The following is a 23,860-nucleotide window of genomic DNA, read 5'->3' on the forward strand; positions in this document are numbered from 1 at the left end:
TGAAATATGGCTGGAATTTCTGTAATAAATAAAAAGAGTATTTTGTATACCTTTATTTTGTTATTTTTGTATACAAAGTATGGGTGTGTCTTTTGGTGTGTTGCATTGAAAACCGTTTGCGAACTGCCTGTCGCTATCATCGGGAAAACTCAGGAAGACTGCAATGCCGTGATGGCAGCGGTGGCAGAGCGTTGCACTGCTGTTTTAACCCGGCCGTTGGTTTGGCCGGGCTTTCAGAAGAGGATAAAGCCGAAGGGCTGTTTTCATAATGTGGATACAATGTTTTTATATTTTGTGGACAATAATCTCTATCTGGATTACTTTTATAACTCGTTGGACAAACAGTCTGGCTGATCGCTTGTGAAGCCCCTGTTGCCTGATACGCTGCAGGGGGCCAATAACAATAAATAGGTATGTCACAATGGCAAATCAGAGTTCCAAAATTCATTTGATCTTCGGGTTGGAAGACAAGCCGGGGATTACCGTATCAACCTTTGCGGCTTTGCAGCATGTACTGGCAAGTTTTATCGGCATAATCACCCCGACACTGATTGTTGGCGGTGTGCTGGGGCTTGGCAGTGAGGTGCCCTATCTGGTCAGCATGGCGTTGATAGTCTCCGGTATAGGAACCTTTATTCAGGCGCGTCGTATAGGCCCGGTGGGATCGGGGCTTCTTTGTGTGCAGGGCACCAGCTTCGCTTTTCTCAGTTCCATCCTGGCGGCGGGTTTTATTGTCAAAGGTAAGGGCGGCGGCCCGGAGGAGATCCTCTCGACCATTTTCGGCGTCTGTTTTTTCGGCGCGTTTGTGGAGATATTTCTGAGTCGCTTTATCGATAAGCTGAAACGGATTATTACCCCGGTGGTTACCGGCACGATAATCACGCTGATCGGCCTGTCACTGATAAAGGTGTCGATGACCGATATTGCCGGAGGCTTCGGAGCCAAAGATCTGGGGGCCCCGGTGAACCTGGCGCTGGCAGGGATTGTGCTGATAACTATCGTGATCTTTAACCGTTTTCAGGTACAGATGTTACGTCTGAGTGCGGTGATAATCGGCCTGACATTTGGCTTTCTTGTCGCCTGGTCGATGGGTAAGGTTGATTTCAGCGGTTTGAATGAGGTGGCGCTGATTGCGATTCCGGTACCGTTTAAATATGGTTTCAGTTTTGATTTTGCGGCGTTTCTGCCAATCGCTATTATCTATCTGATTACTGCACTGGAAACCACCGGCGACCTCACGGCAAACAGTATGGTGTCAAATCAGCCGGTGTCCGGGCCGGTGTATGTTAAGCGAATCAAAGCCGGTGTACTGGCTGATGGCTGCAATTCGGCGATCGCTTCATCGCTGAACAGTCTGCCGATGACCACCTTCAGCCAGAATAACGGTGTGATTCAGCTGACCGGTGTGGCCAGCCGCCATGTGGCGCTGTTTATTGCCGGCATTCTGGTGTTACTGGGATTGTTTCCCATCATCGGCGGCGTCTTGCAGCAGATGCCAAAACCGGTGTTGGGTGGTGCGACGCTGATTATGTTTGGTACCGTGGCGATGGCGGGGGTTAAGATTATCTCCCAGGCGGGACTGAATCGCCGCAATATGCTGATCACCGCGATCTCTATCGGTCTGGGACTGGGGGTGGCATCTGTACCAGAAGTATTGTCTGCCATGCCAGCGACGCTGAAAAATATTATCGGTTCGCCGCTCACCATTGGTGCACTGGCAGCCATTATCCTGAACTTCATCCTGCCAACCAATATGGATGGCGAAGAGGTTGAAGAGACAGAAGTCGAGGGTACTGATGACAATGCTTGCAGAGGATCTGCAGCAGAGACAGCTGCAGACACTATGACCCCTCAGGGACAAAATCCCTCGCTGTGTTCCAGTGTTAATGGCTAATGATTGCCCGTCATATCTAATAAATGAGTTTACTAACGGAGTGAAGACGTTGAACAGTTCCCGGCGTATCTGGATTAAGAACCCTCTGGCAACACTGGACAGTGAGTGTGCTGGCGGGGTGGTGATAGAGGGACAGACGATTGTTGCAGTGCTGGCCAGTGGCGCATCACCGGTTCAGCCTGTGGATGAGGTGTTTGACGCCCGTGAACATGTCCTGTTGCCGGGACTGATTAACAGTCATCACCACTTTTATCAGACCCTCACCCGGGCGTTTCCCCAGGCGCTGAATAAATCCCTGTTCAGCTGGCTGAAAAGCCTCTATCCCGTATGGGCTAAGCTGGGAGAGGAGATGATTGAAGTGTCGACTCAGGTGGCGCTGGCAGAGTTGCTGCTGTCCGGATGTACTACCGCCAGTGATCATCACTACCTGTTTCCTCAGGGGCTGGAGAACGCTATCGATATTCAGATGGCGCAGGCTGAAAAACTGGGTGTCAGGGTGCATCTCACCCGTGGTTCGATGAGCCTGGGCGAAGAGGATGGCGGCTTGCCACCTCAGTCAACGGTGCAGAGTGAAGAGGCTGTTCTGGATGACAGCGAACGTCTGATTAGCCAGTATCATCAGTCCGAAGCGGGGGCGATGAGCCGGGTTGCACTGGCGCCCTGTTCACCGTTTTCGGTAAGCGAAAGTCTGATGCGGGCCAGCGCTGAACTGGCACAAAAATATGATGTGCGACTGCATACCCATCTGGCGGAAACCCATGATGAAACGGCGTTCTGTATCAAGATGTTTGGTCTGCGGCCACTGGACTACCTGGAGAAGGTTGGCTGGCTGACCGACCGGGTATGGCTGGCTCACGGAATCCATTTTAATGACAATGAAGTGCGTCGTCTGGGGGCTGCGGGAACCGGTATCTGCCACTGCCCATCCTCCAATATGCTGTTGGCGTCAGGCTTGTGTCCGACACTGGATCTTGAAGCTGCGGGTAGCCCTGTGGGGCTGGGGGTGGATGGTTCGGCTTCCAACGATGGCTCCAACATGATTCAGGAGGTACGTCAGGCATTCCTGCTGGGTCGCCTCAAGTACGATGCATCTGAAATTACCCATCAGAAAGTACTGTCCTGGGCGACTGAAGGCTCTGCCCGCTGTCTGGGCCGGGATGATCTGGGATCACTTAAAGTGGGGCAACAGGCGGATATTGCCCTGTTCAAACTGGATGAGCTGCGCTTTGCCGGTGCTGGCGATCCATTGGCGGCGCTGGTGCTCTGCGGTGCCCATCAGGCCGACCGGGTGATGGTGGCTGGCCGGTGGCGTGTGATTGACGGTGCCATCGTCGATTATGATATCGCGCAATTAATCCAGCGACAGAAAGCTCTGGCAAGAAAACTGGCCGCCAACTGATCAGCCACGCGGTCTGATGCTGTCCGCTGCATCTTCGTAGCGGACATAACCCTTACTACCCTGTGTAATTTTACCCCGTCATGCTGGCCACAACTGGCCGGCAGGGCAACGCTCGTTTTAAAAAACGCGTTTGCAAAAAAGTGTGTCTGAAAACTGAAAATATAACAATAAGGAAACCTAAGATGAAAATAGCACCAATGTCTGTCAGTGTAGTCGCCGGAGCGATGCTCTCAATACTCTCTATGTCGGCCTCTGCCGAGATGCTGTGGAGCTCGTTCAGCCTTACTTATCTGAACGGTAGCGATTATGAGGTGGGCGATCCGGACCGTCAGGTGGTGACGGTTGAACATGCCAGCGGTCATAGCTGGGGCGATAACTTCTTCTTCCTCGACCGGCTGGAATCGGATAATGGTGACAGCGAAAACTATATGGAGCTGTCACCCCGGCTGAGCTTGTCCAGCCTGACCGGTAATGATCTCTCGTTTGGCCCGGTGAAAGATGTGCTGCTGGCAGGCACCTGGGAGAGCGGGGAGGGATTTGATAACTTTCTTGCCGGAGTGGGCGTCAGTCTGGATGTACCGGGATTTCAGTACTTCAATGCCAACCTGTATCGTGCCAATAACGATAAGTCATCCAATGATACTCAACTGACCCTCACCTGGGGACTACCATTTGCGCTGAGCGATGCGGAGTTTCTTTATGATGGTTTTATCGACTGGACCACGTCTGAGTCGGATAAAGCCTCGGAGATGAACTTCACCTCGCAGCTGAAATGGAATGCCGGCAAGCTGATCGGTACCAAAGCCCCGGTGTATGTTGGTGTGGAGTATGCCTACTGGAACAATAAGTTTGGTATCGATGGCGTTGACGAGCGTAATCCGGCACTGCTGTTGAAGTGGCATTTCTGATTGGTCCCACTTAAAACATCGCGCAGTTTTGCGCGTAATCCCGGCGCTTAGCCATCACGTTGTATAACAATCTGCGGATGCCTCCCCCTTCGGCATCCGGCAGATTGTTATCGATGGCATAGCGCCCCTCATACTTCGCGTATGGTTTTTATCTGAGTACTTTTGAGAATCTCCCGATGGTGTCCAGTGATGTTTTGTCGTGGCCAGGTTTGCTGTGGCGAACCCCGTTCCTGCATGGTGTGCTAACCAGTTTCAGCCAGATTTTGTTGCAGCATAACCGCTGGACCGGTCTGCTGTTTATCCTTGCCGTGGCGATTCAGGCACCGATCATGGCGGTTGCGGCCGTTCTTGGCTGTGTGGTTGAACAGCTCTGTACCCTGATGCTGCTCAGCCAGTCGAATCGCCAGCATAATCCGTTGGGGCAGGGGTTGTATGGCTTTAATGGTGCGCTGGTGGGGCTGGCGGTGAGTTGTTTATGGCCGTTAAGCGGGCCGCTGGTGTTAATGCTGACGGTCGCCGTTACGCTGCTTGCCACGATTATCGGGCGCGGTTTACAACGACTGGACTGCGCTACCTATACCTCGCCGTTTATTCTGTCGGTCTGGCTGTTGTGGCTGCTTTTCACTCCCCAACCGATGGCTCAGTCCGGTTTATCTGATATCGTTGACCCGGGAGCACCAGGCATCGTGACGGGTCTGCTCAGCGGTGTTGTGTCGGCTGTTGGGCAGGTGCTGTTTCTCAATAGTAGTGTCAGTGGGGCGCTGTTGCTAGCCGGTCTGTTTATCGCCTCGAGAGCGGCTACCCTGGTTGTGGTATGCGCGGTAATTCTGAGTCTGGTGATCTCGCTGTTGCTGGACTTTCCGATGGCTCAAACCCAGTCGGGTGTATACAGCTATAACGCTGTGCTGGTGATTCTGGCGTTACACCAGCGCAGTTATCTCCGGCCACTGACTTTCGTCTGCGGTGTACTACTGGCGGTGTTGCTGAGTCGTTTGCTGCAACTCTTTGATGTTATGCCCCTGACCGCCCCCTTTGTGCTGAGTGTCTGGACGTTATCCTGCCTTTTTCCGAAGCCTGATCGCACAAGAGTATTCGAGAAGGTATCCTGAAAACACGGCAATGGTGATGGAGTGCCATCGTGAAAATATACCGTTATGCTCAAATTCCGATACAGAAATGGCGGTCCGGTTGTTATGATGGCAGGCGTTATCGACAGAGTATGAAATGATGGAAAAAACATATCTCGATGCCCAGACGCTGCTGGAAGACTCATTCCGCTTAGGGGCAAAAATTATTAATGATGGTTTCAGACCCACCTATATTATTGCTATCTGGCGGGGAGGCACCCCCATTGGCGTGGCGGTACAGGAGTTTCTCGCCTACTACGGTATTCAGAGTGACCATATTGCGATTCGCACCTCCTCATACAGTGACGGTATCGATGGCCGGTCTAAAGCGGTGAAGATCCATGGGATGGATTATCTGATCAAGAATATCCAGGCCACAGACAGCCTGCTGATTGTTGACGATGTTTACGATACCGGGCTGACAATTCAGGCGGTAATTAAAGAACTGAAACTGAAATGCCGCCTCAACACACCGGAAGATATTCGCATCGCAGTGCCCTATTTTAAGCCGGCACGGAATAAAACCGGGGTTGACCCTGAATATTATCTCCACGAAACCGAAGCCTGGCTGAAATATCCCCACTCACTTGAAGGGCTGACCGTGGATGAGATTAAGAGCCATCGGCCGGAGTTGTTTGACATCATTGGTGATCTGATTCCCCGGGTGGGCTAAAGGCAAAACAGGAGGCGGTTCCCGATTGGGAGGGGGAGTATTGTGGAAAAACAGTATATTAATGAACAGGAACTGATCTGTGACTCGTTTCGCTTAGGCGCTCAGATCTTTGAAAGCGGTTATCGCCCCGATTTTATCGTTGGCATCTGGCGGGGCGGCAGTACCGTCGGTATCTATGTGCAGGAGTGCCTGCAATACCTGGGGGTGAAAACCGATCATATCTCAATTCGCACCTCCTATCGCGGGTTGCCTGGGTATCAGTCGATGATCGAGGGGGAGGGGAATATTAAAGCCCATGGTTTGCGCTATCTGCTGGAAAATCTGAATCGTGATGACAAGTTGCTGATTGTTGATGATGTTTACGGCTCGGGCAAAAGCATTGATGCGGTCATTACCCAGCTGTCTCAGCGGGCTAAGCGTAATATGCCGGTGGATGTGAAAGTCGCTGTACCCTGGTTCAAACCGGCCAATAACCGGACACAACGGGTTCCTGATTTCTATATCCATACCTCAGATAAGTGGCTGGTGCTGCCCTATGAGATGGTCGGGTTAACGGAAGCGGAGATCTTTGCCAATAAGCCCGGTATGCAGGCCATTATGGAGACAGTAAAGATCTGACCGTGTTGTAACGGAGATGATCTGTAAAGAGTTTCACTTAAATGTTGAAATTCCTTTATCATATGCGCCCGTAAAAACAGGCATACCGAGGATTTATCATGAAGTTTTCAGCATTAGATCTGGCACCTGAGATTCAGCAGGCCCTGGATGCCTGTGGTTATAGTCAGATGACCCCGGTTCAGGAGCAGGCCATTGTACCCGCCCGGCGGGGTAAGAATGTGCTGGCCAATGCACAGACCGGCACCGGAAAGACCGCTGCATTTGCACTGCCTATCCTGCAGCAGATGCATGACCGGCCTAAACCCACCGAGTCCGGCTGTCCGCGCACACTGATTCTGACGCCAACCCGTGAGCTGGCAGAACAGCTGGCGGATACGATTAAGCGTTATGCACAGTTCCTGCCGTTGAAAATTCTCGCCCTGTATGGCGGCGTTAATATGGATAGCCAGCAGAAAAAGCTGAAAGCGGGCGTTGATATTGTGATCTCGACACCGGGACGGCTGCTTGAGCATGTGGTGCAGTGTAATGTGAGTCTGGCGAAAGCTGAGTTTGTGGTGCTGGACGAGGCCGACCGGATGCTGGATATGGGCTTTATCGCCGATGTCACCACATTGTTGCAACAGACCGCCAAAAAACGCCAGACACTGATGTTTTCGGCCACCATCTCACCAACCGTTAATCAGTTGGCGAAACAGCTGATGACACCCTACGAAACCGTTCGGGTGGCAAAACTGAATGCCACCGCAGATACCGTGGAACATGTGGTCTATCCGGTTGAGGAGAAGCGCAAGGCGGATCTGTTTGCAGAACTGATTAACAAGCATCAGTGGTTTCAGGTGCTGGTGTTTACCAGCACCAAAGCCCAGGCTGATTCATTGATGGTGGATCTTAAGATTGATGGTATCTCAGCGGCGATCTGTCATGGGGATAAGTCGCAGGGGTCGCGTCGTCGTGCGATTGCTGATTTTAAAGAGGGCAAGATTCAGGTACTGGTGGCCACCGAAGTGGCGGCCCGTGGTCTCGATATTCAGGGGCTGGAGCTGGTGGTGAACTATAATCTGCCCTATCTGGCGGAAGATTATGTACACCGCATCGGTCGCACCGGCCGGGCTGGCGCTCAGGGCAAAGCGATCTCGTTTGTTAGTCGGGAAGAGGAGCGCGCCCTGGATGATATCGAACGTCTGATCGGCAGCCGTATCCAGCGTATCTATATGCCGGGTTATGAAGTGGGCAGCCGCGATGGCCTGCGTAAAAAACTGGGTAAAAAGATCCACCGGCCGCGCACCAATAAAGCCGGGCGGACCAAGATTATCCGCAGTAAAAGTGGCACAGCAAAGCCCGCAGCGAAGAACCGGAAGAAGTAAAAGCTATCCGTCGTTGCTCGTGGCTTATCTCGAACGTCACCAAGAACGTGATTTACTCGTAGCTCGCAACAGCCTTCTTTATTGTTTTGATAGTAAGTGTTTTGGTTAACAGCTTTGTAAGAAAGTTGTTGCATGGGGTTGATGAAGGGCATGAGCAACGAGCCACTGCTGTAATAGCTTCAGGGACGATTAAGGATGGCAGGGGTAGTATCGGTGGACATGCGTACTCTGTACCTTACAGTAAGTGCCAGTCATGGAGGCAGACCCCGATGTTATATAACACTGACATAAAGCATTGGTATAATGCTTCCTCTACCGCACAATTCACTCTCTCGGCGTCCACTCTATAAAAGGATTTATATATGTTAAGGGCTTCTCCTGTTTCTCTGTCACTGCTGCGGACTTTTGTTGCGCTACTGTTACTGCTGAACCTGGCCGGGTGTGGTGATGATTCAGCCCCCTCCGCGACACAGACGGCAGAGAGTAGCGCTGCTGCCAGTTCTGAACCGGTCAAACCTGTTGTTGTAGCCGAAGCAGTCGATGCAGCAGCGGATGAAAACACCGAAAATACAGCGGTTAGTGTTGCCAGTAGTGACAATTCCGCTCCTTCTTCTTCTGCGACTGACGCCTCTGAGGCTGCCGACTCGCCGTTCAGTCTGAACTGGACAGATCTTAAACAGGGCCAGCCGGTGGTTCGGGATGACACCGCCAACAGCGTGTCTATTCATGCCCAGATCAGCGGTGCTGCGGGGCTGAAGAGTACTGAGATTGAGCAACTGATCAGTGTGTCGGACAGCACCGCTGTGGTTGCGGTATTGATGCCGGAAAGTGCAGAGGGTGAGTCTGGGAAAGCGGCTTTACCCGAGCTGGTAATCAGTAATATAGCCCGCAGTGCCAGTTGTGGTCAGCAGATTACCGTTAGCTGGAACCGTCGTGAGTCCGGTGCTGATTCCCGTAAGCAACAGGTATTCTTAGTGCCCAGCTCTGCAGGCGATGACAGCAGTTCTCTGGAGCTGCTTTCCGGAGGCATTGTCGAGGATGCCGGAGGTGTGCTTGAACTGGTGTTTAACCGTAATCTCGATAAAGACCAGGCATTTAAACATCTGATCTCCAGTCAGTACCGTTTTACCCGTTATCAGGTCAGGGGGAACAGGCTGCGCCTGGGACTGAACAACTCCAATGCCGAAAGTGTACAGCTGACGGTGCATAAGGAACTGCAGGATCGCTGCGGTGTAGGCCTTGCTGCCAGTCAGGATAAAACCTTTAATATTGCGCCGATGAAGCCTGCGGTACGGTTTACCGGCCAGGGGATGATTCTGCCGGATGGCGCACGCATTGAACTGCCGTTTCAGGCGGTTAGCGCAAAATCAGTAACTGTGACTGCGTTTGAGGTTTTTGCTGACAATGTCGGTCAGTTCCTGCAGGAAAACCGTCTGGACGGTGATCGGTCTCTGGAGAAGGTTGGCCGTTTTATCTGGCAAAAGTCGATCCCGCTGGATGAGGGCGCTTTGCGCAGCTGGCAGGACTATCGCATGGATATCAGCGAGTTGATGAACAAGAAGACCGGCAGCCTGATCCGCCTTACTCTGTCACTGGACCGGGGTGACTCACTGCTGCCCTGCAGTGATGCAGAGAATGCTGTGCCACTGCCAGAGCGCAAACTGCCTGCCAGTGCCGATCAGTTGCAGCATGAGGATGGTGAGAGTTCATGGAACTACTTTAGCCAGACCTCCTCCCGTGCGAATAGTCTGAGCGCCTGCGATGACAGTTACTATAAATATTCTGCCGATACCCGTGCTGCGAAAAATCTGTTGCGCTCCAATATCGGTATCGTCGTGAAACAGGCGCCGGATGCGGATACTGCCCATGTCATTATCACCAACCTGAAAACCGCTGAGCCTGTCGCCAATACTGAGGTTGAAATATTTAACTATCAGGGTCAGTCGGTGGGCCAGGGTAAAACGGATAAACGTGGTTTTGTTGATGTTAAACTCAGCGGTAAAGCGTTTTATCTTCAGGCCGCAGCGGGTGATCAGGTTGGTTACCTTAAACTGAATGAGGTCAGTGCCCTGACCACCAGTCAGTTTGATATCGGCGGCACCCACCTGCAAAGCAATATCGATGGCTTTATCTATGGTGAACGGGATATCTGGCGACCCGGCGATAATATCTATCTGAGCTTTATCCTGCAGGATAAGCTCAATGAACTGCCTGCCGAACATCCGGTGGTTGTGGAACTGTTTAACCCTTCCGGACAACTGATCGAGTCGATCTACAGTAATCATCCGGTGGGTAATCTGTACACCTTTACGCTGACGACGCCGATGAATGCCCCGACCGGTAACTGGGAAGCGGTGATCCGGGTAGGCGGACAGGATTTCCATTATCCTCTGCGGATCGAAACCGTGGTGCCTAACCGACTCAAAGTTGAGCTGGATCTGGCCGAGGATCTCCGTTTGCAAAACGCCGTTGAGCAAAGGGTCGGGTTGCATTCGCAATGGCTGCATGGTGCCCCTGCCAGTGGCTTGAAAGCGGATGTGTCGGTCACTCTGGTGCCGGTGAACACCCGGTTTGCCGGTAAGTTTCCTGATTATACCTTTGATGATCCGGCCCGGGATTACCGTGCCAGTAAAATCAATCTGTTTGAAGGGACCCTCAATGAGCAGGGCGATACCGAATTTGATCTGCTGATTGAAAGTAAAACCCCACCCCCCGGCATGCTTAAAGCGCGTTTTACTAACCGGGTGTTTGAAGAGAGTGGCCAGTTCAGCAGTAACAGCTTCTCCCGCCCCTTTGATTACTATGACCGTTATCTGGGACTGCAACTGCCGAAAGGGGACGCTGCCCGGGGGATGTTGCTAACCGATGAGGACCATAAAACCCGTCTGGTGGTGCTGGATAAGAGTGGTCAGCCGGTGAGTGATACCAATCTTGAGATCAGCGTCTATAAGCTTGAGTGGAAGTGGTGGTATGAGAAGAGCAGTGAATCGCTGGCCCGTTATACTGACGCTCAGCACAGCAGAATGGTTACCAGTGGTGAAGCGGTCACCGATGAAAATGGAATGGCGGAGTGGCCGTTGCGGGTCAACTATCCTCAATGGGGGCGTTATCTGGTACGCGCCTGTATCGCCGGTAAAGATACCCACTGCAGCGGTAAAGTGGTCTACATTGACTGGCCCGGCTGGGCGGGACGTCAGCAGGAGTCACAGGGTGACAATGTTGATCGTCTGACACTGTTCAGCGATAAGGAGACCTATCAGGTAGGGGAAACCGCAACAGTGACGCTGCCGGAACTGAAAGAGGGACGGGCGCTGGTGACCGTTGAGTCCGCAACCCGGGTGTTACAACAGTTCTGGGTTGAACAGGATGCGCAGAAAAAGATGCTGCAACAGCAGATTGAGGTCGCGATCACCCCGGAGATGGCACCGAATATCTATCTCAGCGTGACCTATCTGCAACCCCACGCCAGCCGTGAAAATGACCGGCCAATGCGACTGATGGGTATTATCCCGCTGCAGGTTGAAGATCCGCAGAAACATCTCCATCCGTTGATCTCGACTGTGGAGCAGGTGAACTCCCGCGCCAGTTTTGATATTCAGGTCTCTGAGTCTGAGGGCCGTCCAATGGCCTATACGCTGGCGCTGGTGGATGAAGGGCTGCTGGGGCTGACCAACTACAGCGCGCCGGATCCGTTTAAGTACTTTTATCAGCGCCAGGCATTACAGGTGAAAACCTGGGATCTCTATAAAGATGTCGTCGGCGCTTACAGTGGTGAGCTGCATGGCCTGTTGCCGGTTGGCGGCAGTGATGCCCAATCCGATGATGAGAAAAGCAAGAAGAACCGCCGCTTTCCTCCGTTGGTGCAGTTTATTGGCAGTTTTAAGTTGGCTGCCGGAGAGCAGCGTAGTCACCATGTCACCCTGCCGATGTATCTGGGTGCGGTGCGGGTGATGCTGGTGGCCGAAGATGGCACCGCGTACGGTAAAGCGGAGCAGGAAGTGGTGGTGCGGGATGAGATCTCGGTCTTTCCAACCCTGCCAAGGGTGATGCGAACCGGAGAACAGGCTCAGGTGCCGGTGGAACTGTTTAATAACACCGCTGAACCCGCCCCTGTGCAGATCAGTTTGCAGGTCGATGATACCCGGGTGCAGGTTGAACAAACAACGCAGCAACTGACTCTGCCGCCATACTCCTCCGCGATTGCCAGTTTTGCCATTCAGACCGGCAATATAACCGGTAAAGCGGAATTTACCGTTGCTCTGGAGTCGGCACATGCTCACAGCAGTCAAACGGTTTATCTGGATATCAATGCTCCGAATGAGCGGACAACCCGCACCACCTCCTATCTTGTGAAGGCCGGGTCTTCTCAGGACGTCAGGCTGGAACCCTTCGGTATTCCGGGCAGCAATCAGGCGTCTCTGGCACTGAGTCTGTTTAAACCCGTCAGCCTGAAAGCGCGCATGGATTATCTGGTGCGTTATCCACACGGCTGTATTGAGCAGACCACTTCGTCAGTGTTTCCACAGCTCTATCTGGATCAGTTGAGCAGGCTGGATGAGAAACAACTGTCAGAGATTGAGACGAATATCTCGGCGGGGATCAACCGGTTGCAGACGTTCCAGACTCTGGATGGTGGTTTCGCTTACTGGCCGGGGCAGGGGCAAAGTAATGCCTGGGGCACCAACTATGCCGGGCACTTCCTGTTGCTGGCGCAACAGGCGGGTTATGAGGTGCCGCAGAGTCTGATGCAGCAGTGGCTTGCCTATCAGTATCAGCAGTCTAACTTTGCCGTCGACAGCTCTGATGTGGAAAAGATTAAAGCCCAGGCATACCGGCTATTTACCCTGAGTCTGTATGGCAAGCCTAACTGGTCTGCTATGTATCGACTTAAAGCGTTGCAGGTGGATGACAGCGCCAGTGTGGCATTGCTGTCACTGGCCTACCTGTATGCCGGTCAGGATGATGTTGCCCGGTCGCTGATCTCAGATGGCCTGACAGCGGTTGAGCAGTACGATACCAGCTCTGCCAGCTTTGGCTCGGTGTTGCGGGATAACGCTCTGTTCCTGATGCTCTATGCCAAACTGGCTGACCCGGTAAGTGCCACTGAACTGGCCGATGAGATTGCCGGGCAGTTGGCGGAGGATCGCTGGCACAGCACCCAGTCCACCGCCTTTGCGCTGGTCGCGTTAGCCCGTTATCAACAGGCTCAGCAGTCCATTGGTGGCTCTGACCATGGCAACTCAGAGGTGGTTGTCGCGCAGCAGGGCAGTCAGCAGACTCTGGAAGTGACTCCGCAGGTGAGTGAGGTGGATCTGTCAGGTGATGATACTGCAACAGCGGTGAACGTCAGTAATGCCGGGATTCAACCGGTGTGGATAACCCTGACGCAGAACGGTGTTGCCGGGCCGGGATCAGAGCTGGAGTATTCCCAGGGGCTGAAACTTGAGGTGGTCTATGAGAATAGTGAGGGGGAAACGGTTGAGATTGACCGCTTAACCCAGGGCACAAATCTTACGGCGCAGCTACGGCTGAGTAATACCACCCGGCATGAGATCAGTAATATTGCCCTTAATTTTCGCGCGGCCAGTGGCTGGCAGATCGATAATGAGCGGGAGGCCTGCTCAGAGGCAGTCTGTCAGTTTGATTATGTGGATATTCGTGATGATCGGGTGAGTGCCTATATGGGGCTTAAAGCGGGCGAGCAGAAAATGCTTTCCGTGCAGTTGAATGCCTCGTTTATCGGTCGATTCTATCTGCCGGCGATTTCTGCCTCTGCGATGTATAACGATAACCTTAAAGTCCAGGTGAAAGGTCAGAGTGTTGCGGTTATCGCGGCTGATCAATAAACGCTGGCTCATCGTCGTTGCGACGCTGGTAGCGGTTTTCGGCCTCTCTCTGGGATGGCCGTTGCCGCAGCCGCTGTTCAATCAACCGCTGTCTCGTTTACTGCTGGATCAGAACGGCCAGTTGCTCAGCGCCCGGATCGCCACGGATCAGCAGTGGCGGTTTCAGTCGGTGTCGCCACTGCCTGAGGCGTATACCACCTCCCTGATTCAGTTTGAAGATAAGCGTTTCATGTCTCACCCGGGGGTTGATCCCCTGGCGATTATCCGGGCGTTTTATCTCAACCTGAAGTCAGGGCGGATCGTCAGTGGTGGCAGCACCATTACCATGCAACTGGCACGTATGGTGGAGGGCAACCGTGCCCGCACCTGGTGGCAGAAGTTACAGGAACTGCATCTTGCATTACGACTGGAGATGCAGCTGTCGAAACAGCAGATTCTGTCGCTATATGCAGCAAATGCGCCGATGGGCGGTAATACGGTGGGGATTGAAGCGGCCGCCTGGCGCTATTTTGGCCGTCGCTTAACCGAACTGAGCTGGGCGGAGTCGGCGCTGCTGGCGGTTCTGCCTAACAGCCCGTCGGCGATGCATCTGGCTCGTAGTCGGGAACAGTTGCGCCATAAACGGGACTTTTTGCTGCATAAACTCTGGCAGAAGGGAGTTCTCAGTGAGCAGGACTACCGGCTGTCACTGCTGGAACCGATCCCCGATAAACCTCAGCCATGGCCCGCCCTGGCCGGGCATCTGCTTGACCGGCTCAGTCAGGAGTTCCCCGGTCAGGCGGTGTTTCATACTGAGATTGACCGTCGTCTGACGCGGAAAATCGAGTTTATTCTGCAGCAGCACAGTCAGCGACTCGGGGCGCTTGGAATTAATAATCTCGCATTAATCGTGGTTGATAATGCCACGCTGCAGGTGAAGGCTTATTTTGGCAATACGCCCTTCAGTCAGCGGCCAGAGTTTGCGCCCTATGTGGATATTGCCAGTCAGCCACGCTCGTCGGGCAGCACTCTGAAACCCTTTCTGTATGCTTCGATGCTGGACAGTGGTGATATCACCCCACGGATGCTGATTCCCGATATTCCCACCGCGTATGGCAGCTATCAGCCGACTAACTATGATGAATCTTACCGGGGGGCGGTCTCTGCCCGGTTGGCGTTGACCGCATCGCTGAATATCCCCTCGGTACGGATGCTGGATCAGTACAGTTATCAGGCATTCTATGATCAGTTAAAACAGATGGGCTTCAGTCATCTGTTCCGTACGCCTGACGAGTATGGCCTCTCCCTGATTCTGGGGGGCGCAGAGGTGAGTCTGGTGGATCTGACAGCGGCCTATGCGAATCTGAGCCGGCAGGCGCAGAGGGCGAAGCCGATTGTGCAACTGCCTGTAAGGTACGGTGAGGCAGTTCTGCCGGAAGCCGGGCACTCTCCGATCAGCCAGGGGGCCGCCTGGCTGACACTGGATGCGCTATCCGATGTCACCCGTCCGGGGTTGCACAGCATGCATCGTCTGTTTGCCGGTTCTGCGAAAGTTGCCTGGAAAACCGGCACCAGTTACGGCTTACGGGATGGCTGGGCGATCGGCACCACCCGGGATATCACCGTCGGTGTCTGGACCGGCAATGCCAATGGTGAAGGTCGTCAACTGCTGACCGGCACCCGGGCTGCAGCACCGATACTGTTTGATACTCTGAATATCATGCCCGGATTAAGCTGGCCGCAGACTCCGGATGCGGCACTGAAACCGATACAGGTGTGCCGGGATAATGGCTATTTGCCGAAATTTGATTGTTCCCGACAGTCGGTACTGATTCCAGCCGGGGCGCGTTTTGAAAAGATCAGTCCGCATCATGTTCAGGTCACGGTGGACCGGAAAACCGGCTTACGTACCAGTCGGGAATGCGATCAGACCGGCAGTGTGGTGAGTAAAACCTTTTTTCAGTTGCCTCCTTCACAGGCCTTTTACTATCGGATCGCTCACCCGGGCTACACACCGCTGCCTGGTTTTAATTCCGCCTGTTCACCCGACCGCCGTATGCTGGGTGGAAACTTCGAGATCACCTATCCGGCACCGGGACAGGTGATCAGTGTGCCGAGATATCTGAATGGCTTGCAGGGGGAGGTTGTCCTGCGGGCCAGTACCAACAGAGAGTCAGCCAGACTCTTCTGGCATCTTGATAAACATTATCTGGGTGAGACCCGAACCTTTCATGAATTCAGCGTCGCACTGGATGAAGGCCCTCATCAGCTGCGACTGGTTGATGAGCAGGGGGTATGGCAGCAGGTCAGATTTTCAGTGGTGAGGTAGTGATTGTTTCTCCAGGTCAGTGCTGCGCCGTACAGGCTATCGGATTGTGTCGATAAACTTGTTGAACAATAGATTCCGATGGTATACAACTAAGGTCTAACCAAGGGCCAGCTTTATGCTGGTTTTTGTCTCTCACTCCGTTAGTTCTGAGGGACAGTATAATAATAAAGCAGCCGAAAGTGTTGCACAGGAGCAGGCGCATATGAATTCTGTATTGAAGGATCAGAATGATTTTATTGCTTTTCTCAAAGGCTCAGGCGTACCTTTGAAGCAAACATGGACACCGCAACAATGTAGTCAGGCAGCGCTTGCCTGGCTGGTCGATCAGAACGATGTTATCCGTACCCAGTTTGCCGTGACGGTGGCCGAACTACAGGACAATACACCGGTGATGCAGCCTGAGGTTAAAGAAGCACTTTCTATTTTGCTGGATAACTGATCGCCAAAGAGTCCTGAATCCGGGTTGGCTATCCGGACTGAGTGTCGTGCAAGCGTCAGAGTCGCATTTCTGGTTTCAGCTCATACTGACACAACTTATCGATAATCGGTTTCAGCTGCGGATACCGTTCAGAGTCTTTCACATAGACGGCATAGACTGAACGCTTAACCGGTTTGATATTATTGACCCGGTGCAGCCGCTCTGACTCCAGATAAGGCCCTACCAGTACCAGCGGTAAAAATGCAGAGCCACCATGGCTGAGAATAAATTCCAGTGCGATCTGGCTCTGCTCGGTATGCAGAACAGGTGTCATCGGCTTTTTAAACAGTTTATTGGTTCTCAGATTGAAAGCCATCCCCCAGTCCACATAGACAAAGTCATGACTCTGAACCTGATCGGGCATCAGATCGTTATAGCTGCTGACCAGCGCCAGCTCTATCTGGCCAATCTGCTGGTGACCGAGTTCGTTGAGGCTCGGTGGATCTAGTACAATAGCCAGATCCAGCGTACCGGAAAGCAGTGAGCGGGTGAGTTCCAGATGATTGTTGATTTCGGTACGAATCACCATGCTGGGAAAACTGTCAGCCAGTTTCGGCAGTGTGGACTGCAGAAAGGTTCCCCACAGATTGGATATCCCACCCAATACCAGTTGCAGATCCTGTTCCTGGGAGATAGCTACATCCTGAAGCGCCAACTGCCAGTTTTTAATGATATTTTCCGCATGGGGTATCAGTCGTTCTCCGGCTGCGGTCAGCAGAATGTTGTTGCGCTGACGGGAAAACAGAGGAACACCGATCAGCTCTTCCAGATGCCTGATACGAAAACTCACCGCCGACTGAGTCAGGTAAAGGTTCTGAGCCGCCTTGCCAAAATGGCGGGTACGGCTCACTTCCAGAAATGTGCGTAATAGTCCTATTTCCATAGTGTCAGCAGAAAGCTCAGCAGGTAAGTTCGATTAGTATTTTTGATTGAAATCATAAAAAAGCATCATTTTACAGGCTCTGAATCTCTGATAATAATCCAATTGTACTTTAAACAGTATGTTAAAAGCCGATCAGATATTTTTATGATCATCTGCTCAGAAACGCTTGATCGGTTTCCGGCGACGGTTCAGAAATATTGCCCTGACCGTGCGCAGCATTAAAAGCCCTTGAGGTATTAAAGAGAAGTATTATGAGTAACAGGAATCGTATCAGTAACTATTCAGATGACCAGGATGACTGGGATGAAGAGTATGATAGTTATAAAGGCAGCAAGCGACGTGCGCGCCCGATCCGAGCAATAGATTACAGTTCAGACGACTTTTGGGATGAGGCAGATGATGAGCTGCCGGAAGAGCTGGGTCGTAAATCCCACAGTCGTCGCAGAGATATCGAGGATCGCCTTGAAAGACAGCGGCTGAAACGAGATATCTATGGTGATATGGACCGGCAGGACCGGGCATAATCCCAGATGAAAGCAGGCCTCAGGCCTGCTTTTTTTTCTTCCTCCCCCTCCTTTTTTTGATTTGAACCAGCTTTCTTATGATTGTTTGCTGATAATAGGATTTTTTCTTATATACCCGTTTGCCCGGATTTCTGAAAATAGTCACAGAGTAGCGTAGATCGATATAGACGTTGAATACTCTCTGACGACTCGCAGTGACGGATGAATAAAAAGGAGTGCTGAATGCATACGGGAACAGTTAAGTGGTTTAACAATGCGAAGGGGTTTGGCTTTATTGTCTCACCTGACTTCGAAGAGGATCTGTTTGTCCACTATTCGGCCATTATTACCGAAGGTTATAAAAGTCTGAAGACGGGACAGTCTGTTCGCTTTGAAGCTTCACCCAAAGAAGTGGGCATACACGCGGTTAACATTACGCCGATAGCCGCAAGCTGATCAATTTCTGAAGTCTTATCTGTGTGCAGCCGTTCTGGCTGCACACTTCTTCCTGTTTACCTATATACTTTTAGCAGATGAGTTTCTTCAGACGCTTTGTCGTAAGGGTTGGTTAACCGGAGAGTCCAATGCATCAATTGACACCTTCCTCTGCGCAGGTGCTGGCCGTGCCTGTCCATGAGTGTGGTGAACCGCTTGTGGATATAAAATTTCTGGGTGGTCTGCAATATGGTCCCGCGCCAGAATGTCCGGAAACTCAGGACGATTACACTTTGGTTCGGGAGGGGATCTATTCCCGTCTGTTGCATGCCCAGTCGCTTCTGCCAGTTGGTATTTATCTGCGCCTTTATGAAGGCTATCGTAGTCTGAACGTTCAGAAAATGTTGTTTAACGATGAACTGCAACGGGTACAGCGTCGTCAGCCAGGGATCTCCGGGGCGGCGCTTTTCGATGAGGCGACCCGCATGGTTTCAGCGGTGGCCTATCCGGATGGTGCCCTGAATATTCCGCCCCACAATACCGGGGCGGCAGTGGACCTGTTTCTGGTTGATGGCAGTGGCACGATGCTGGATGTTGGCATGGATATCTATCGCTGGACTGAAACAGAGCCAGACCTGTGTCTGACACATGCAACGGGAATCAGTGATCTGGCGGTAAAAAATCGTGTCCTGCTGAATGATGTGATGACCCGGGCGGGGTTTGTTAACTACCTTCAGGAGTGGTGGCACTTCTCCTATGGCGACCGCTTCTGGGCTTACCTGAGCGGCCATGATCACGCTATCTATGGTGGTATCAGTCATCGATGACCGGTGTCACCCTTCAGTGATTGTTCAACCACAAGATTATTGGTGCTTCTGAGAGTGCGGGCCATCTCCCGGGCGAGGTTCATCATCAGTATGCCAAACTCCAGAGGATGGCTGATATGGAAATCATGATACACATCGGTATCTATCTCCAGGGTAATGCTTTCCTCGCACGCTTCAGCACGGCCCACCCGGTCATGCAGTGCTATCATGCTGACGAAGCCGATTTGTTCCCCGCTGTTAAATTTCCGGATATAGGCAAAACGGTTGTCATGATACTTATAGTAGTCCACGGACCCGGCCAGGATAACGTGAAAGCTGTTACCGGGCTCGCCAGGGACAAATAGCGCCTCCCCTTTTTTGACCTCTCGGATAACCCCGTGATCCAGCAACCAGTAGATCGCCGGATTCGGCAGGGCTCCAAACACTGAAGCATTGCTGAATGAGCTGAGTTGATAGCGTGTCAGTAGTTGCTGGCTGTTTATTCTGTTCACTGAGTTAAATACCGAAACTGATCTTCACATCTATCCCGACCCTGTTCCTGAAACTAATCCCTGAGCAACTCTCTTTAGTTTAGTACGAATAGTGCTGTTTCCCGTGTTTTTCTCTGTTGTTTTAATAACGGTGCGCCGGAAGAGTCCTGAATGAGTTTTATCCTGTGGGTTGCCTATACTCTACTGAGGAGAGTTGTACTGATACAGCTGGAATTGGATTGGTCATGAATTAAGTTTCATTATCTGATGCTATTGTTTCTTTAAGGGTGATTGAATTATGTAATATCAACCCGCTTTTATGTTTAAAGTGATACAAAAAAGTTGTCACTAATTAGTTTTTATGTAATATTAACTTCGATCGGGAATAATTGAGACTATTGCTTTGACGGGGTCTGTGCTGCATGGCAGTGATCTTAGTGTTCTCAGAAAAAAAAGAATGAGGAAATAACATGACCGATGCCTATATCTGCGATGCAATCAGAACGCCTTTTGGTCGTTATGGTGGCGGACTTTCTGCTGTTCGGGCTGACGATCTGGGTGCGGTGCCTATCAGGGCATTGATGGATCGTAATCCACAGGTGGACTGGTCTCAGGTAGATGACATTATTTACGGTAATGCTAATCAGGCCGGTGAAGACAACCGTAACGTCGCGCGTATGTCGGCACTGTTGGCGGGTATGCCCACCGATGTGCCTGGCACCACCATCAACCGTTTGTGCGGTTCCGGTATGGATGCCATTGGTATGGCGGCGCGCTCGATTAAAGCGGGCGAGACCGCACTGATGATTGCCGGTGGCTGTGAATCGATGTCCCGAGCACCCTTTGTGATGGGTAAAGCGGAGGCTGCTTTCAGCCGTACCCCAAATGGCCTGTACGACACCACCATCGGCTGGCGCTTCATCAATAAAAAGATGGAGGCTGAATATGGCGTTGACAGTATGCCTGAAACAGCTGAAAACGTTGCCGAAGAGTTCAACATCTCCCGCGAAGATCAGGATCTGTTTGCCCTTCGTAGCCAGCAAAAAACGGCTGCAGCGATGGCTGCAGGCCTGTTTAAGCAAGAGATCGTGCCGGTGGTGATTCCGCAGCGTAAGGGTGAGCCATTGGTGGTTGATACCGATGAGCATCCCCGCGGCTCAACAACCCTGGCAGATCTGTCTAAACTGAAAGCACCGTTCCGTGAAGGCGGCTCAGTCACAGCCGGTAATGCCTCCGGGGTTAATGATGGAGCCTGTGCCTTGCTTATCGCGTCCCAAGCCGCCGCGGATAAGTATGGCCTGACACCTAAGGCCCGTGTTGTCGGTATGGCGACGGCGGGTCTTGCGCCCCGCATTATGGGGTTTGGCCCGTCACCGGCAACCCGTAAAGTGCTGGCTAAAACCGGGCTGACGCTGGAGCAGATGGATGTGATCGAGCTGAATGAAGCGTTTGCATCTCAGGGGCTTGCAGTGATGCGTGATCTTGGCCTGGCCGATGATGCTGCCCATGTCAATCCGAACGGTGGGGCTATCTCGCTGGGACATCCTTTGGGTGCCAGTGGTGCCCGCCTGGTAACGACGGCGATGTATCAGCTACACCGCACGGGTGGCCGCTATGCACTCTGTACCATGTGTATCGGTGTGGGGCAGGGCATCGCGCTGATCATCGAGCGAGTGTAAAACCGGTAACACGTTAATCAGCCTGGCACTGGACAGCATCCTGACAGGCTTATTTTTCAATGTTCTGACTACGGCAATATAAAAATACAGGACGAGCAACGTTATGAAATATGAGAAGCATTCCCGTCGGGCGCTTGATCCCATTGAAACCGCCAGCATTGATGAACTTCGTGCCTTGCAGCTGGTGCGTATGCAGTGGAGTATCGCTCACGCATACAATAATGTACCGGCGTATAAAAAATTGTGCGACGAAAGCGGAGTTCATCCGTTTGAGTTGAAGCAGTTGGACGATCTGCGGCACTTTCCGTTTACCACTAAAGCGTATCTGCGAGATGCCTATCCGTTTAACTCCTTTGCGGTACCGATGACCGATGTGGTGCGGGTGCATGCTTCCTCGGGTACAACCGGCAAACCAACGGTTGTGGGTTATACCCAGAACGATATCAATGTCTGGGCTGATGTGGTGGCCCGCTCAATCCGTGCCGCCGGTGGTCATGCCGGTGATAAGGTACATATCTCCTACGGTTACGGTTTGTTTACCGGCGGTATGGGGGCGCACTACGGTGCTGAGCGGCTTGGTTGTACCGTTATTCCAATGTCCGGCGGTCAGACCGAGAAACAGGTTCAGCTGATGAATGATTTCGATCCCGATATCATCATGGTCACCCCGTCTTACATGTTGAACATCATCGATGAGATCGAACGTCAGGGGCTGGACCCCCACAAGATGGCACTGCGTTGCGGTATCTTTGGTGCAGAGCCATGGACCGATGAGATGCGTAAAAACATCGAAAACCGTCTGGGTATTGATGCGGTAGATATCTACGGCCTTTCAGAGGTGATGGGACCGGGGGTGGCGCAGGAGTGTATCGAAACCAAAGATGGCCCGACCATCTGGGAAGACCATTTCTATCCGGAGATCATCGATCCGAATACCGGTGAAGTACTGCCCGATGGTGAATACGGCGAGCTGGTGTTTACCTCGCTGACCAAAGAAGCCCTGCCGATTATCCGTTATCGCACCCGTGATCTGACCCGTCTGCTGCCGGGCACCGCGCGGCCGATGCGTCGAATCGATAAGATCACCGGTCGTTCCGACGACATGATGATTATCCGGGGTGTGAATGTCTTCCCGACACAGATCGAAGAGCAGATTCTCAAGATTCCGGCACTGGCGCCTCACTATGAGATCGTCGTTGAGAAACAGGGCAACCTTGACACCGTGCTGGTGAAGGTTGAGCTGACCTCAGAAGCGGCGGGCGCCCGTCAGGATCAGAGCGCCAAAGAACTCGCCCACCATATCAAGGCGGTTGTGGGCATCTCAACCCAGATTGAGATTCTTCAACCCGGATCTATTCCCCGTTCAGAAGGCAAGGCTAAGCGGGTGTTTGATAACCGTCCGAAAATAAAATAACAGGCGGGTCTGCTGCCAGATCGCCAAAAAGTCATCGCCTGAGAGCTGTGCATTACGCTCTTAAAACGAAGTGGAGACGATTGAAATGACAACACCACAAGAAGAAAACTTCATGCGCAAAATTTCGGCCGAAGAGAAGATTGAGCCGAAAGACTGGATGCCCGATGCGTACCGTAAGAACCTGATTCGGCAGATCTCCCAGCATGCCCATTCTGAAGTGATCGGGATGCAGCCTGAAGGGAACTGGCTGACCCGCGCGCCGTCTCTGCGTCGTAAGGCGATTCTGCTATCCAAAATTCAGGATGAGGCGGGCCATGGTCTGTATCTGTACAGTGCCTGTGAAACCCTGGGAATCTCCCGTTCAGAGATGATTGAACAGTTACAGAGCGGGGCGGCTAAGTACTCCTCGATCTTCAACTATCCAACCCTCACCTGGGCGGATGTTGGTGCGATCGGCTGGCTGGTGGATGGTGCGGCGATTGTCAATCAGGTGTCTCTGCAGCGTACCTCTTACGGCCCCTATTCCCGCGGCATGATCCGTATCTGTAAAGAGGAATCCTTCCATCAGCGACAGGGTTATGAAGCGATGCTGGCACTGGCAAAAGGTTCAGAAGGTCAGAAGGCGATGGCTCAGGATGCATTGAATCGCTTCTACTGGCCGGCCCTGATGATGTTTGGTCCTCACGATTCAGAATCAGCTCATTCGCAAAAGTCGATGGAGTGGAAGATCAAGCGTGAAACCAACGATGACCTGCGGCAGAAGTTTGTTGATCAGACAGTGAAGCAGATCGAAGTGCTGGGGCTGGAGCATCCGGATAAGAATATTAAATGGAATGAGGAGCGTGGCCACTACGACAGCAGCGACCTGAACTGGGATGAGTTCTGGAGTGTGATCAACGGCAACGGCCACTGCAACCGCCAGCGTGTTGAACACCATGTTGCCGCTCATGATGAGGGTGAATGGGTTCGGGACGCAATCACAGCCTATAACGAAAAGAAACGTGCTAAAAACGCACAGCATGCGGCATAAGGGG

General features: G+C 52.4%; 19 protein-coding genes. 17 read left to right on the forward strand and 2 right to left on the reverse strand.

The window, feature by feature from the left end; translation table 11 throughout:
• The first annotated feature begins 6 nt into the window (after positions 1-6).
• The 11 genes from JW499_RS15670 to JW499_RS15720 all read left to right on the forward strand — a co-directional run bounded on the left by JW499_RS15670 (position 7) and on the right by JW499_RS15720 (position 16,576).
• Positions 7-354, forward strand: coding sequence for a hypothetical protein (locus JW499_RS15670; protein WP_205211469.1), 348 nt, complete (start codon positions 7-9; stop codon positions 352-354).
• Positions 355-421: 67 nt separating this feature from the next.
• Complete coding sequence (locus JW499_RS15675) at positions 422-1,894, forward strand: nucleobase:cation symporter-2 family protein (RefSeq protein ID WP_205211470.1); 1,473 nt, start codon at positions 422-424, stop codon at positions 1,892-1,894.
• Between the two features lie 49 nt (positions 1,895-1,943).
• On the forward strand, positions 1,944-3,293 hold the full coding sequence (locus tag JW499_RS15680) for an 8-oxoguanine deaminase (protein WP_232846458.1): 1,350 nt from the start codon (positions 1,944-1,946) through the stop codon (positions 3,291-3,293).
• Positions 3,294-3,475: 182 nt separating this feature from the next.
• On the forward strand, positions 3,476-4,201 hold the full coding sequence (locus JW499_RS15685; RefSeq protein ID WP_205211472.1) for a DUF5020 family protein: 726 nt from the start codon (positions 3,476-3,478) through the stop codon (positions 4,199-4,201).
• Between the two features lie 176 nt (positions 4,202-4,377).
• Positions 4,378-5,310, forward strand: coding sequence for an urea transporter (locus JW499_RS15690; RefSeq protein ID WP_205211473.1), 933 nt, complete (start codon positions 4,378-4,380; stop codon positions 5,308-5,310).
• Between the two features lie 115 nt (positions 5,311-5,425).
• Positions 5,426-6,001, forward strand: coding sequence for a phosphoribosyltransferase (locus JW499_RS15695; protein ID WP_232846459.1), 576 nt, complete (start codon positions 5,426-5,428; stop codon positions 5,999-6,001).
• Positions 6,002-6,043: 42 nt separating this feature from the next.
• Positions 6,044-6,619, forward strand: a complete 576-nt coding sequence (locus JW499_RS15700; protein ID WP_091352549.1) for a phosphoribosyltransferase — start codon at positions 6,044-6,046, stop codon at positions 6,617-6,619.
• Positions 6,620-6,717: 98 nt separating this feature from the next.
• A complete protein-coding gene (locus JW499_RS15705; RefSeq protein WP_205211474.1) occupies positions 6,718-7,983 on the forward strand; it encodes a DEAD/DEAH box helicase in 1,266 nt (421 codons plus the stop codon).
• Positions 7,984-8,345: 362 nt separating this feature from the next.
• Positions 8,346-13,829 carry an alpha-2-macroglobulin family protein gene (locus JW499_RS15710; RefSeq protein ID WP_205211475.1) on the forward strand — a complete coding sequence of 1,828 codons (5,484 nt, stop codon included), beginning with the start codon at positions 8,346-8,348 and terminating at the stop codon, positions 13,827-13,829.
• Entirely contained in the window at positions 13,801-16,137 is a 2,337-nt protein-coding gene (pbpC, locus tag JW499_RS15715) for a penicillin-binding protein 1C (RefSeq protein WP_205211476.1), read from the forward strand. Before JW499_RS15710 ends, pbpC begins: the two co-directional genes overlap by 29 nt.
• A 202-nt stretch (positions 16,138-16,339) precedes the next feature.
• Complete coding sequence (locus JW499_RS15720; RefSeq protein ID WP_205211477.1) at positions 16,340-16,576, forward strand: hypothetical protein; 237 nt, start codon at positions 16,340-16,342, stop codon at positions 16,574-16,576.
• A 55-nt stretch (positions 16,577-16,631) separates the two neighbouring features.
• Here the strand turns inward: JW499_RS15720 and JW499_RS15725 are convergent, their stop codons facing one another.
• Positions 16,632-17,498, reverse strand: a complete 867-nt coding sequence (locus JW499_RS15725; protein WP_205211478.1) for a LysR family transcriptional regulator — start codon at positions 17,496-17,498, stop codon at positions 16,632-16,634.
• A gap of 251 nt (positions 17,499-17,749) precedes the next feature.
• On the opposite strand from JW499_RS15725, the gene JW499_RS15730 reads away from it, so the two are divergent.
• The 3 genes from JW499_RS15730 to JW499_RS15740 all read left to right on the forward strand — a co-directional run bounded on the left by JW499_RS15730 (position 17,750) and on the right by JW499_RS15740 (position 19,263).
• The gene (locus JW499_RS15730) at positions 17,750-18,022 is read left to right on the forward strand and encodes a hypothetical protein (RefSeq protein WP_091352566.1); all 273 of its coding nucleotides are present in this window, start codon (positions 17,750-17,752) and stop codon (positions 18,020-18,022) included.
• Positions 18,023-18,244: 222 nt separating this feature from the next.
• Positions 18,245-18,457, forward strand: coding sequence for a cold-shock protein (locus JW499_RS15735; RefSeq protein WP_091352569.1), 213 nt, complete (start codon positions 18,245-18,247; stop codon positions 18,455-18,457).
• A gap of 128 nt (positions 18,458-18,585) precedes the next feature.
• Entirely contained in the window at positions 18,586-19,263 is a 678-nt protein-coding gene (locus tag JW499_RS15740; protein ID WP_205211479.1) for a M15 family metallopeptidase, read from the forward strand.
• Here the strand turns inward: JW499_RS15740 and JW499_RS15745 are convergent.
• On the reverse strand, positions 19,254-19,754 hold the full coding sequence (locus JW499_RS15745; RefSeq protein WP_205211480.1) for a Crp/Fnr family transcriptional regulator: 501 nt from the start codon (positions 19,752-19,754) through the stop codon (positions 19,254-19,256). The two genes, JW499_RS15740 and JW499_RS15745, sit on opposite strands and share 10 nt — an antisense overlap.
• Positions 19,755-20,203: 449 nt before the next feature.
• On the opposite strand from JW499_RS15745, the gene pcaF reads away from it, so the two are divergent.
• The 3 genes from pcaF to paaA all read left to right on the forward strand — a co-directional run bounded on the left by pcaF (position 20,204) and on the right by paaA (position 23,856).
• Positions 20,204-21,412: a 3-oxoadipyl-CoA thiolase gene (pcaF, locus tag JW499_RS15750; protein WP_205211481.1), complete on the forward strand. Its 1,209-nt coding sequence runs from the start codon at positions 20,204-20,206 to the stop codon at positions 21,410-21,412.
• A 103-nt stretch (positions 21,413-21,515) separates the two neighbouring features.
• Positions 21,516-22,826 carry a phenylacetate--CoA ligase PaaK gene (gene paaK, locus JW499_RS15755; RefSeq protein ID WP_091352581.1) on the forward strand — a complete coding sequence of 437 codons (1,311 nt, stop codon included), beginning with the start codon at positions 21,516-21,518 and terminating at the stop codon, positions 22,824-22,826.
• A gap of 85 nt (positions 22,827-22,911) precedes the next feature.
• Positions 22,912-23,856 carry a 1,2-phenylacetyl-CoA epoxidase subunit PaaA gene (gene paaA / locus JW499_RS15760; RefSeq protein WP_205211482.1) on the forward strand — a complete coding sequence of 315 codons (945 nt, stop codon included), beginning with the start codon at positions 22,912-22,914 and terminating at the stop codon, positions 23,854-23,856.
• The last annotated feature ends 4 nt before the right edge of the window (positions 23,857-23,860 follow it).

It is taken from the genome of Amphritea pacifica, assembly GCF_016924145.1.
In the GTDB taxonomy this organism is placed as follows: domain Bacteria; phylum Pseudomonadota; class Gammaproteobacteria; order Pseudomonadales; family Balneatricaceae; genus Amphritea; species Amphritea pacifica.